Annotated in this window: 12 protein-coding genes and 1 other annotated feature; of the genes, 6 read left to right on the top strand and 6 right to left on the bottom strand. The window is 37.0% G+C overall.

Annotated features, from left to right (window positions below):
• Nucleotides 1-119: 119 nt before the first annotated feature.
• Nucleotides 120-1235, top strand: coding sequence for a hypothetical protein (locus tag Q0371_RS00520; protein ID WP_298466888.1), 1116 nt, complete (start codon nt 120-122; stop codon nt 1233-1235).
• Nucleotides 1236-1621: 386 nt separating this feature from the next.
• Here Q0371_RS00520 and Q0371_RS00515 read toward each other — a convergent pair whose 3' ends face one another.
• The gene (locus Q0371_RS00515) at nt 1622-2308 is read right to left on the bottom strand and encodes a VTT domain-containing protein (protein ID WP_298466885.1); all 687 of its coding nucleotides are present in this window, start codon (nt 2306-2308) and stop codon (nt 1622-1624) included.
• Between the two features lie 121 nt (nt 2309-2429).
• Between Q0371_RS00515 and Q0371_RS00510 the strand changes: the two genes are divergently transcribed.
• Nucleotides 2430-3167 carry a methyltransferase domain-containing protein gene (locus tag Q0371_RS00510; RefSeq protein WP_298466882.1) on the top strand — a complete coding sequence of 246 codons (738 nt, stop codon included), beginning with the start codon at nt 2430-2432 and terminating at the stop codon, nt 3165-3167.
• Here Q0371_RS00510 and Q0371_RS00505 read toward each other — a convergent pair whose 3' ends face one another.
• On the bottom strand, nt 3168-4373 hold the full coding sequence (locus Q0371_RS00505; protein WP_298466879.1) for an MFS transporter: 1206 nt from the start codon (nt 4371-4373) through the stop codon (nt 3168-3170).
• A 62-nt stretch (nt 4374-4435) separates the two neighbouring features.
• Nucleotides 4436-4696 (bottom strand) — a binding site (T-box leader).
• A gap of 104 nt (nt 4697-4800) precedes the next feature.
• Between Q0371_RS00505 and Q0371_RS00500 the strand changes: the two genes are divergently transcribed.
• From Q0371_RS00500 to Q0371_RS00485, 4 genes are all read left to right on the top strand, one after another.
• On the top strand, nt 4801-6045 hold the full coding sequence (locus tag Q0371_RS00500) for an erythromycin esterase family protein (RefSeq protein ID WP_240949650.1): 1245 nt from the start codon (nt 4801-4803) through the stop codon (nt 6043-6045).
• 156 nt (nt 6046-6201) lie between these two features.
• Nucleotides 6202-7686 (top strand): D-alanyl-D-alanine carboxypeptidase/D-alanyl-D-alanine-endopeptidase, encoded by a 1485-nt coding sequence (dacB, locus tag Q0371_RS00495; RefSeq protein ID WP_298466875.1) that lies wholly within the window; start codon nt 6202-6204, stop codon nt 7684-7686.
• A gap of 104 nt (nt 7687-7790) precedes the next feature.
• A complete protein-coding gene (locus Q0371_RS00490; RefSeq protein WP_298466872.1) occupies nt 7791-8381 on the top strand; it encodes a TetR/AcrR family transcriptional regulator in 591 nt (196 codons plus the stop codon).
• An 86-nt stretch (nt 8382-8467) separates the two neighbouring features.
• Nucleotides 8468-10567 (top strand): MMPL family transporter, encoded by a 2100-nt coding sequence (locus Q0371_RS00485; protein ID WP_298466869.1) that lies wholly within the window; start codon nt 8468-8470, stop codon nt 10565-10567.
• A 97-nt stretch (nt 10568-10664) separates the two neighbouring features.
• On the opposite strand, the gene Q0371_RS00480 is transcribed toward Q0371_RS00485, so the two are convergent.
• From Q0371_RS00480 to Q0371_RS00465, 4 genes are all read right to left on the bottom strand, one after another.
• Nucleotides 10665-11393, bottom strand: a complete 729-nt coding sequence (locus Q0371_RS00480) for a polysaccharide deacetylase family protein (RefSeq protein ID WP_298466864.1) — start codon at nt 11391-11393, stop codon at nt 10665-10667.
• A gap of 217 nt (nt 11394-11610) precedes the next feature.
• Complete coding sequence (locus Q0371_RS00475; RefSeq protein ID WP_298466861.1) at nt 11611-12180, bottom strand: manganese catalase family protein; 570 nt, start codon at nt 12178-12180, stop codon at nt 11611-11613.
• A gap of 13 nt (nt 12181-12193) precedes the next feature.
• The gene (locus tag Q0371_RS00470; protein WP_169359039.1) at nt 12194-12460 is read right to left on the bottom strand and encodes a spore coat protein CotJB; all 267 of its coding nucleotides are present in this window, start codon (nt 12458-12460) and stop codon (nt 12194-12196) included.
• Nucleotides 12457-12675 (bottom strand): hypothetical protein, encoded by a 219-nt coding sequence (locus Q0371_RS00465; protein WP_169359038.1) that lies wholly within the window; start codon nt 12673-12675, stop codon nt 12457-12459. The genes Q0371_RS00470 and Q0371_RS00465 overlap by 4 nt, the downstream gene beginning before the upstream one ends.
• Nucleotides 12676-12760 lie beyond the last annotated feature (85 nt).

The raw sequence follows: 12760 nt of genomic DNA, 5'->3' as shown, positions 1-12760 counted from the left end.
CACTTATAAAAAATAAAATAAATTGAATCTAAATAGTTAACAAAAACATGTTAAAATAAGTATATTCCAAAAATTTACTGAATATTTAAGTAATGTAATTGTGAAGGAGGTAGGGCTCATTGAAATCTAATTTAATCATATTAGGGGTAAATCATGCTTATCAGCTCGTTTCTAGAGATTGTCAACCTGCCGTTTATCGCGCATTTTTTGATAGAGTAAATCCTGATTTAATAGGAATTCAAAGGACCCCTGAAAAATATGCACGTATGGATTTACAGGAATATGCTTACGAGCAAAAAGAAATAATATTACCTTATGCACTTGAAAAAAGCGTACCTATTTTTCCGTTTGATTGGAATGCATCTTCGAATGATCAACTATTAGCATACGGTATAAATGATAGTGATCAGCCAGCCTTTTTTAGAGGAGAAAACTCCCTCAAGAAATTCACTTTTTTCTCTAATTTACAGGAAGATTTCTTTTACTCAGAACGCAAAGAAGTTATAAAACAAAATAATGAATGGATACAAACGAAATCATCAGGGGAAAAGGATTTTGCGAGACGATTATTTCAGTATAGAACCTATATGCAGGCGATGAGTATTAAGTCAATTGTGGATAGTCATCCAGGAAAAACTATATTAATCATAGTTGAGCATAAGCACAAGGTAGATATTGAAAGTATATTATCCAATAACGCTTCCATGGAAATTATACAGCCATCTAAATTTGGTTATCCAACTAATGAGGAAATTAGTCAGCACAAAGAAGTTAATGACGCTTACGCCGTATGTTCCTTTAATATACTAGGTTTGCAAGCTAATCATGAAATAGATATGAAATGGGTAGAAGAAAATCTAGATACGTTAAGAGAACATGATTATACAAGTGAAGTAAAGCTGTTAGAAGTTAAGCTAGAGCTTTTAAAGGGAACAATCACGGATACCGAAGCTATTAAAAGATATATTGAGCTAGAGAAGGGGTTAAATTACTACCAACGATTTACCTATACAGGTGTAAAAGATAAATCTAGGATTGACTCTTATTTCGATCCTTTTGGCAATTTATCGGTCAAAAACAGATTACGAGTTGAACTTGGTAAGAGCTTTTATAATATAAAGCAGCAAGACAAGGTTCAGGTCTTAAAAGAAGAGATACTTAGTATGAGTAGCTTAACCATCTTCCAGGAAAAACAGCTTGAAGCCTATTGGAATATGTATATTTCCACGGTTTAAAGGTTATAAAGTGGAGGACAATCTAATGTTCATGTTCAACTCAACTCAGCAAAAAGAGGAATTCAAAGGAAGTTTGCAACAAATTAATATTGTGCTTTCGAAAGATTGAAGAATATGTAAGTATAGATAACTTATCTTTTGAACAATTAAGCAAATTCCAGAAGGAACCTCTCTTATTAACTGCTGAAGAAGGATCCTGGAAAAGAAGCTGGGGCGTGATAGCCCATGATACATTGTGTGGTGACCCTATCTCACGGGAGAGCCATTTTTGTCTCGGCTTTGTAATAAAGCAGTTTCTATTGCAGCACAAGGAAAATAAATAAGAGGATGGTCTCAGGAAATAGGAGGGACCATCCTCAAGTGATGCATATATATTGGTGGCTAAGTTATTTTACATTTTCAGAATCCGAAACAGGCTTACGTTTATGTTTGATGAGTTTTATAACGTAATAAAGAGCAATAGTCACAAAAATAATGCTTAGAATCAAATATTCATCTAAATCAGAGGATAAAATGCCAGCAGGGATTAATGCAAGGATAAAGAAGTATATGAAGTTGCCAAAAGTAGTAGCAATTGTAAAAGGCAAAATTCGGATCGTACTAAGTCCAGCTAAAATATTTACGAGGCTAGTTGGGACAAAAGGAAAGAGTCTTGCTTGGAATACGTAAGCAAAGCCATTTGCATCTACTTTTTCGATTATTTTCGCATCAAACTTATAAATAATCATGCTTTGGAATATGTAGCGAACCCCATAAAAAACGATAATAGAAGCGAGAACACTAGTAAACCAACTCCATAAAAAGCCATTTACAAAACCAAACAATGCAATATTTATAGTAATTACTAATATTAGCGGAAAAACAGTAAAAGAGTTTTGTATCACCATGACCAATGCCATAAAAAACAATGCATAAGCAATATTTTTATCTAGAAATGTTTTGGCTTTATCTACATCTCCATCTAAAAGGATACTAATTAGGTCTTGGTTTATTGAGAAAAAGAATATAAGGAACAGAAATCCACCGATTAAGATCCATTGTTTTTTGGAGAGAGTAGTTTTCTTTTTTTTCATAACTCACCTGTTCTTTCTAACTCGAAGTGCTGATATTTTATTCTTTTATGGTATCATTCTTTGCCTATTCTCAACACTTTGATGCATCGCTATATTACTATAACTAAATGGAGGTTATTTAATGTCACATAAAGGATTTAACGCCTACAACCAAGAACAATTTTTCACGAATTACTTTAAGAGGAGAGAACGTTCGGACAGCCCGAATAATGCGATTGAAGGACCGATGATTTTTGAAATGCTAGGAGATATTACTGGTAATTCCATACTAGATTTAGGTTGTGGTGATGGCTCATTTGGTAAGGATTTGATACAGAATGGAGCTACTGAATATATGGGTGTAGAAGGCTCCGAAAAAATGGTGGAAGCAGCCAAAGCGAATTTAAAGACGTTAAATGGCAAGGTGATTAAGGATACAATGGAGTCATATCCTTACCCAGATAAAGCGTACGACATAGTGACTTCTAGGTTTGCTATACATTATGTGTCAGATATAAATCAGCTATTCGACTCTATACATAAAAGTTTAAAGGATAATGGTAAATTCATATTTAGTGTCCAGCATCCTCTCACGACTTCTTCCTTTTTAAGCAAGCAATCTGGAGAGAAACGTGAGAATTGGATAGTGGACAATTATTTTCTAGATGGAGAAAGAGAAGAACCTTGGATCGATCACATAGTTGTAAAATTTCACCGTACAATTGAGCAATACTTTACAGCATTACGAGATAATGGCTTTACTATTTTAGAATTGCGAGAAGGTAATCCTAAACGACAACACTTTTCTAGTGAAGAAGAATTTAAACGAAGACAAAGAATTCCTGTTGTATTAGCCTTTGCGTGTGAAAAAAGTAAATAGTCAAAGGGCTTCAAAACCTCTTGTTTTAGATATTCTCCATGTAATAAGGATTAAATAACATGAACCAAGTAGCATGAGAATGGAGCCGCCTATGACCACTACTTTGACGGATACCCAGCTAGCAACTAGTCCGAATAGAAGGACTGCTACTATTTGAACAAAACTAGAAATCATCTCATATAAACTAGTGATGCGTCCCATCATATTAGAATGAATTCGTGATTGGATATATGTCATAAAACCAGTATTGGCGATGGAAAGACTGAATGATAATGCGAAAAACCCAATACTTGCTGCAAAATAGGAAGTTGAGAGACTATAAATAAAATATCCACTTGCTACAAAAAATGTCCCTACACCCATCATTGCTTTAGCTGATAGAAACCTTACCAACAAATTTGTACATATTGCGCCTAATAAAAATCCCAGTCCAGCTATACTAACAAGGGATCCATAGGCAGCATCCGTCAATAAGAGCACCTCCTTTGCAAAAGCAACTTCTGTGGAATCTAATGCTGCAGTTACTAGCATCGTCCCTTGGAAGGTCATATAAATGAAGAAAAAGGATAAGTATTTTTTACTGAAGTTCCAAACAGCATACCAATCTTCTCGCACCTCCTTTACGTGGAGGTGTTTTTTCACCTCAGGGATCGTATTAAGTATATTAGGCAGGAATATAGTCCATATACCGCAGCAAATAAAGATTAATACATTTATTACTAATGAAAATTCAAGTGGTGCAAGCATAAATAATATACCTGCCAGAAAAGGTCCTGTCACAAAGGCTCCCGAATGAACAAAGGTTAACACAGCATTAAACTTGTTTCGATCCTCTTCTGGTAACAATAAAGTCATATAAGTAAATGAGCTTGTTTCAAATATGGCACCTGCCATTTGTATAAATAACACCAGCAAATAGATAACCCATAAGGAATCTACAAAAAGCAGAGAGGCTACGAGAATAGCCCGGATAAAATCTAAAAATATCATCAAATGCTTAGTAGAAACACGGTCAATCATACTTCCAGCCCAAGGTCCAATTAACATACTAGCGAAGGGTTTAATTATATATAATCCAGTTACAGCTAATACAGACCCTGTTTTGTCCAAAATAATTAGATTAAGGGCAAGTAAATAAATCCACCCTCCAATGTTAGCTAGTCCGACTACACCTAAATAAAGAGCTCTAACTTTCCGCTTATTCATTTATATTCCTCCCGACATGTTTATTACTACAAATAAAAAAATCCCACCCCCAAGACGATTGTCTTGGGGACGAGATTAACATGTCGTGGTGCCACCCCAGTTTGCCCCATTGTCACCAAAGGAGCCTTTTCAAGTACGGCATAGAAAATGCTTATACTTTAGCTCTATAACAGGAGCACCCGTCACATCATACCCCGTTTTATACGAGTCCTATGTGAAGCTCAGAGGCTTGTTTCAGTAATTCCTTCTTCATCCCTTTTCAGCTACCAGGACTCTCTTTTGGAAGACTTTAAATTACTTACTCTTCTCTTCATCGCATTTAATTTACAATATCATACCATATATTTGGTTAATTTCTAGCTCGGCATATAAAATAGAATAAAAATAATTTAGATTACTCAAACTTTATATGAGAGGAGTGCAATTATTGAAGAAATTAAAGGAGTCTATTCAGCAATTTGCGTTGCCGATGTCCACGGATGAAGATTTAAATCCTTTATTAGAAGCAATTGGGGGAGCTAACATTGTTTTACTTGGCGAGGCGAGTCATGGTACCTCGGAGTTTTATAAGGTAAGAGCTGAAATTTCGAAAAGATTAATAAAGGAAAAGGGTTTTACTTTAATAGCGGTTGAGGGAGATTGGCCATCCACACAGCACATTAATCGATTCATAAAGGGTTATAGTAAGTACTCGGATGCTAAAGAAATGCTTAAGGCTGCATTTGAGCGTTGGCCAACCTGGATGTGGGCCAACGAAGAAATTGCTGAATTTTCTACATGGTTAAAGGACTATAATGGCCATAAGGAAGATAAAATTGGCTTTTATGGAATCGATGTATATAGCCTATGGGAATCTTTGGATGAGGTCATTCGATATTTAAAGGAAACCGATCCAAACGGAACGGAATTACAATTTGCACAAAGAGCTATTTCTTGCTTTGAACCATTTAATCGACATCCGGAAACATACGCACTTTCCACGTTAGACATTTCAGAGGCTTGTATAGAAGAGGTATCAAAGCTTATCAAGTCCATCAGAGAACACGAGGATAACTTTAAAGACGAAGGAGAAAATGACTTAAATTTGAAGATAAACGCTTTAGTGGCCCAAAATGCAGAGGAATATTACCGAGCAATGGTTCGAAGTGATGATTTGTCATGGAATGTCCGAGATGAGCATATGGTAGAGGCCATTAATGAAATAATGGATTACCATGGAAAAGATGCAAAAATCATTATTTGGGAGCATAATACGCATATTGGTGATGCGTCAGCTACAGATATGAAGGATGCAGGTATGTTGAATGTTGGACAAATCCTTCGTCTTCAAAATAGAAGAGACAATGTATTTGCGTTAGGCTTTGGTACTCATTCAGGAACAGTAATAGCTGCAGATGAATGGGACACCCCCTACAAAAAAGAAAAAGTTCCTCCAGCGAGGAAGGATTCCTGGGAGGATGTGCTCCACGATGCTGGAGGTGGAGACAAGCTATTACTCTTTAATAAAGATAATCGTGCTCTGTTCAATGAGTGGATAGGTCATCGAGCCATAGGAGTCGTTTATAATCCCTCTTTTGAGGCCTATGGTAATTATGTTCCTTCTAAAATAAGTGAAAGATATGATGCGTTTATTTACTTAGAGCAAACCAATGCTTTGAAACCTTTAAAGTAGAAAGTTAGAAGAGGTGATAAGGTCAGTGACTTTACACCTCGTTTTATTTTGTAGTAGGAAAAAAGACAGGTTTTTAGAAAGATATACATTTTGAACTTATTATTTTACTATTTCATGTTAAACTAACAAAAAAATAGATAATTTGGAGGTAGAGAATTGAAGGCTTGCAGAAAAGTACTTATTACATTAGTAGCTATCATCTTAACAGGAAGCGCTATATTTGTACCTAATCCGTCCATTTCATCGGTTGAGGCTGCTTCAACCTATACTAGTTTAACGAATAAATTAAATACAATAATGGCAGACAATCGAATGAAAAATGCAACTTCCAGTATTACAGTTCGCAAGGCTTCTACAGGAGAAATCATCTATGAACGCAATGGAAATAAAGGAATTACTCCTGCATCGTCCTTAAAGCTATTGACCGGAGCTACAGCGTTAGAAACTTTGGGAGAGGATTTCCGGTTTTCTACTGCTGTATTAACGAATGGAAAGGTAAGTAAGGGTACCTTGAATGGTAATCTCTATCTTAAAGGGCAAGGGGATCCGACTTTATTAAAAAGCCATTTTGACAATTTTGCCACAGGACTATCCAAACAAGGTATTAAGCATATATCAGGTAACCTAATTGGAGATGATACATGGTATGACAGCGTTGGGTTGTCCTCGGGGATTATGGCGGAGGACGTTCCTTATTATTATGCAGCCCCTATTTCGGCATTGACCTTATCTCCAAATGGAGATTTTGATGCAGGGTCTGTCATTGTGGAAGCTAAACCGACAAGCAATGGAAAAGCAGCCAGAGTAACGCTATCTCCGAATACAAATGTACTAAAGGTAGTCAATAAATCTAAGACAGTCCCTAAAGGAAGTAAAAACACGTTGAAAATCACTCGTGAGGTTGGAACAAACAAAGTGATTATTACTGGTAACTCTCCTATAGGAACTTCTGGATCCAAGGAATGGATTGCCGTCACAGATCCAACGATGTATGCACTGGACATTTTCAAAAGATCCTTAGCAGAGAAGGGGATTACCCTTGGGAAATCTAGTAAATTAGTGAAAGGGAAAACACCAGCTACCGCTAAGACCCTCCTTACAAGAAAGTCACAACCTTTAAAGGATTTAATCATTCCATTCATGAAGCTGAGCAACAATGTACACGCTGAGATTTTAGCGAAGGAAATGGGAAAAAAGGTTTATGGTGAAGGAAGCTGGGATGCAGGACTTCAAGTCATGCGAGATTATGCTTTCTCTGTTGGCATAGACACGTCCCAATGGAAGTTCGAGGATGCTTCTGGGCTATCCTACTCCAACAAAATTACATCAAGAGAGCTTTCACAATTATTGTATGTAATCAGAAAAGAGCCTTGGTACAACACCTATTATAAGAGTCTGCCTATCGCTGGATCTAAAGATCGCTACGTTGGTGGTACACTGCGCCACAGACTAGGAACAGCACCAGCTGCTGGAAATGTAATGGCGAAAACCGGGAGTCTTAAAAACATTAAAGCACTTGCAGGCTATGCGAAAACAAAGGACGGAGAGCTACTCATATTCACGGTCCTTACAGAAGACAATAAAGCGAGCACCGTACCTTCTATTGACCAAATAGCAACTGCCATAACAAACCATAAATAAAACAATGACAGCAATGTTACAGGTGCCTGGCACCCGTAACATTGCTGTTATTTTGTGTAGGTTGGTTTTTGTAATATAATGAGTGGGATAGTGAGGTGTTGGATATGGCTCGTGAAAGAAAATTTACTGATGAGCATTTGTTTAAGGAAACAAAGGAATTAATTATTCATGATGGCTATGAGGCTTTTACGTTTAGTAAGCTGGCTTCACGTCTGGGTGTTTCAAGAGGAAGTCTCTATAAATATTATGATAATAAAGATGAGTTAATTTCTGAGTTTCTGATGTATGAGATGGCTAGGTTTTTATCGGATTTTGATAAGTTGAATAAAAGTGCTGATTTCCAAACTCAGTTTAATGAGCTGATTGATTTTATTTTTGCGCATAATAATATTTACGAGGTATTGGATATCATAGGTCAAATTCCTGCACCGACGACAAAACGGGCATTGAATAATAAATCTAGAATAAGCGAATACTATATTAGTATGTACCAGCAATTTGAAGGGTTTATTGAGCTAGGAAGAAGAGAAGGTCTTATTAAGGAGCATTTGCCTACAGCAGTTTTACTTGGGATGATCTTTCAAATTATCGCGATTCCTAACCATTTTAATATTCCTGAAGGCGAGTGGGTGGCTTCTATTAAGGAAATCTTGAGCAGTGGAATGTTCAAGGTCGATTCATTGACAGGAAAATGATAGAAAAGGATAATGAAAAAGTAAAATGTTTTTTTATCAAAAGTGACACTAGTGTCACTTAATAAACCGAGTAGGGAGTGGAATTGTTGAAAAAGTTATTAGGAAGTGTCACTGATTTTGTAGCCACTAAAAAGGGTATGTGGATTACAATCGGAGCATGGATAGCGATTACGGTCTTACTAACAATATTTGCACCTGGGGCGGGAGACCATAAAGTATCAAGCGTCACGTCTCTTCCTGAGGATGTTCAATCCGTAGTGGCTCAAAAGCATATTGACGAGCACTTTAAGGATGCAGAAAGTCTTCCAGCTATTTTAGTACTACAATCCAAGGATTCAGAAATTGATGTAACTGCCCTTGGAGAAGCATTAGATAAAGTAAGTGCAGCAAATATTAAAGGTGTAAAGGAAGTTGTTCCTTTTAGCAGCCTGCCACCTCAGGCTCTAGCTGGTTTCTTCTCAGAGGACCAAAAGACAGCCGTTGTTCCGTTAAATTTTATAACCTCTTTAGAAACTGCTGAATTAGAAAAATCACTAGAAGAAATAAGAGATATAGTTTTGGAAGATGCGGGAGCAGATGTTTATATTACTGGCCCAGCTGGTATTGCGGTAGACACGACTAATTTGTTTGAAAGAGCAGATTTAGTATTGATTTTAGCTACTGTTGGTATCATTTTAATTCTATTAATCGTCATTTATCGATCTCCTTTATTAGCAATTATTCCATTATTGGCTGCAGGGATTGTATATCAGGTAGTTAATCAATTGTTAGGTATTCTCGGAGCAGGAGGTCTAGATTTAGCAGCTCAGTCATTATCTATTATGTCTATTCTATTGTTTGCAGCTACCATTGATTATTCTTTATTTGTTTTCTCTCGTTATCGTGAGGAACTGAAGAATTATGAGAGTAAGTTCGATTCGATGAAGTGGGCAATGAGAGAAACAGGAATACCTGTATTCTTTGCAGGTGGTACTGTTCTTGCAGCAATGCTAGTATTGTTCTTTGCGAGCTTCGGAGATTATAGAAACTTCGCTCCGATCTTTGGTACTACGATGTTTGTTATTATGTTTGCTTCTGTAACATTAATACCTGCATTGTTCACGTTATTTGGTCGCAAGTCGTTCTGGCCACGCATTCCTAAGTACGGTGAAGGGGAAGAGAAGGTCAGTAAACTATGGAGCAAAATTGGTTCATTCGTTGTAGGGAAACCAATTGTAGCGGCTCTAATCATACTTGTTATTTTAGTGGGATCTGCTTTGAATATGTTTAACCTTAAGTATGAGTTCGATACGATGAAATCCTTCCCAGAGGATATGCCATCACGTATGGGCTATGAGATTATAGAGGAAGAGTTTGCGAAAGGTGATTTAGCCCCAACAACTGTTCTTTTTGAATCAGAGGAAGAAGTAACGGAGGAAGTTCAAGCAAGTATTTTGGAGCAGCTTCAAAATCAAGAACTTGTAAACTCAGTACGTCCTACTGGTGTATCAGAGGATGGGTTAGCAGTGCAATACCAATTAACCTTTAAGGACAGTCCATATTCTACTGAATCAATGGATGCTCTCGAGAAAATGATAGAAGAGAAAGAGGATATCATTTCTGCATCGGATGCTAGTGGCGATCTTTATTTTGCAGGTGAGACAGCTGCTCAAGTGGATGATCGAGCTGTTAATGATCGTGATTTAATCATTATCGTTGTATTAGAAACGATCTTGATCTTCATTCTATTAATCGTGTTGACAAAGTCTATTAAAATGCCTATTTACATGATGGGAACCATTCTTTTATCATTCTTAGCTGCATTAGGCTTAGGAATGTTCTTATCTAATTTATTCTTTGATATTGATACCATTAGTAATCGAGTTCCATTGTATTCCTTTGTGTTCCTCGTTGCGCTTGGTATAGATTATAATATCATTTTAATATCTCGTTTTATGGAGGAACGTCAAAAGCATTCAGTGAAGGATGCTGTTCAAATTGCAGTTTCTCATACAGGAGGAGTAATTTCCTCTGCCGGAATTCTATTGGCAGCTACATTTGCTGTCTTAATGACTCAGCCAATTCAATTATTGTTCGTATTCGGCTTCATTGTTGCGGTAGGTATTATTCTCGATACCTTCTTAATTCGAGGTATTTTATTACCGGCTTTAATTGTCTTGTTTGAAAAGGATAAAAAGAATAAGTAGAAATAATGAAAGCTTGAACCGTTAGGGATTCTAATGGTTCAAGCTTTTTACATGGATGAAGGAGTAAAAAAATTATCCTTATCCATACTATAGACACTTATGGATGCAAAGACATTGAATGTATTTCAATAAGCTCTGAGACAGTTACAAACCGATATCCCTGCCGCTGAAGCTCAGGAAGTATTTCTTCCAGTGCTTTAATAGTTTGAGAACGGTCCCCTCCAGAATCGTGGAATAAAACAATGTTGCCTGGCTTCACACCTGATAATACTTTTTTAACAATTTTCTTTGTACCTGGTCTTTTCCAATCCTCTGTATCCTGATGCCAAGACCACATAATTACTTTATAACCTTCATCAATCGCAGTGTTAATAATTTTGTCATTATACTGGCCACCTACTGGCCGATAAAAAATGGGGTAGGTTCCTGTTATTTTATGAACTATATCATTTGTCTTTTCTAATTCTTCCTTTAGCTTAGCTGGGGAAATGGTTAGTGGATGTGTATACGTATGGTTGGCGATCTCATGTTCATCTGTCCCCATTCTAGAAACAACCTCTGGATACTTCTCAACTCTTTCGCCAATAACAAAAAAAGTTGCTTTTGCATCATAGTTTTTTAATAAATCTAAAACCTGCGGTGTATATGTAGGATGAGGACCATCATCAAAGGTAAGGGCGATCACCTTCTCATCTGTTTTTATCTCCCACATAACATAGCCCTTCTCTTCGTAATAAGGTCGCCCCTTATCCATGGCGGAGGTAGTATAACCAATGCCAAAAAGCACAAGGAATACTACTCCAATTTTAATGACAAGTGACTTCATTTATATTCCTCCTTGTAGCATATTTGGCGGAAGTATTATTTAAGTTATTGTTGCCCTAGCAAATAAGAATATACCAGACCAAACACTCCCATTAAATGCAAGATGACTACTGGCGCGATGATTACAGAATGATTACAGGTGCCTGGCTCCTGTAATCATTCCGCAATCTAAAAAAATGCTTGGGAACTAGATTTGACTAGTCACCAAGCATTTCTATTTAGAATATTTTTTTCTGATCTCTATCTTCTATAAGTAATTCCACCGATTCTCTAAATCTTAAGGAGTGAATATTTTCCCTTTCTCTAAGGAAACGAAGTGCATCACTTACACCTGGATCATCACAAATGTCGATTAACCATTGGTATGTCGCGCGTGCTTTTTCTTCTGCGGCAATATCCTCATATAAGTCTGCAATTGGATCACCTTTTGATTGAATGTAAGTAGCGGTAAAAGGAACACCACCAGCATTTTCATAGAATAAAGAGTGCCCATGATTAACAAAATGAGGTCCAAGGCCAGCTTTTTCTAATTGCTCAGGAGTTGCATCCTTTGTTAATTTATAAATCATAGTAGCAAGCATTTCTAGGTGAGAAAACTCTTCTGTTGAAATGTCGGTAAGAATTCCAATTACTTTATCAGGAACCGTGTATCGCTGGTTCATATAGCGCAAAGCAGCTGCGAGCTCTCCATCGGCTCCACCGTACTGTTCCATAAGATATCTAGCAAGCATTGGGTTGCATGTCGTAACTTCTACAGGATAAAGCAGCTTTTTCTCATAAACCCACATTAGTTTTCTCCTTTCAAATTTGCCATGGCCATGGAGTAGAGTTCCAGCGCCAGCCAACATCTAATGCTTGCTTGGAGGGAGTAGTCATTAATGAAAGCGGACCATACTGAGCTTCATATTTCTTCCTTACTGCAGCTGCATTTTTTATAGCCATACGCCATTGCTCCAAAGCATCTAAATCATCTGGATGTGTATCGGTGTAGAGAGTCAGCTCTACGACAACAAAATCCATTTGCTGGACTTGTTTTAATAGATTCCATTGGTGATCGCTTGATGTCATGATATTCCCTCCTCCCTATAAAATCCATCGACAAACTGTGGCCATAAAGAGCCTTGCATTAATGCATCTGCTGGTGTATTTTGCGGTAATCCAGGTTGTTGAAAATTAGTAAATAGCTGTGGAGGAAGCACAAACTTTCTAACTAAAATAGGGGGGCAAGGATCCCGTGGAGAAACGTATGGCTTATAACTACCCCGAAACTGCCAATTTTCCATCTTTAATCACTCCTTCAAACCAACCTATGTAAAAAAAAATATAATAAGACTAGAAGGACAACCCAAAAAACAATTTTTAATAACC

It is taken from the genome of uncultured Psychrobacillus sp. (assembly GCF_938022135.1).
Lineage (GTDB): Bacteria > Bacillota > Bacilli > Bacillales_A > Planococcaceae > Psychrobacillus.
The sequence above is the reverse complement of the archived record's forward strand: the minus strand, read 5'-3'. Positions and strand labels throughout refer to the sequence as shown.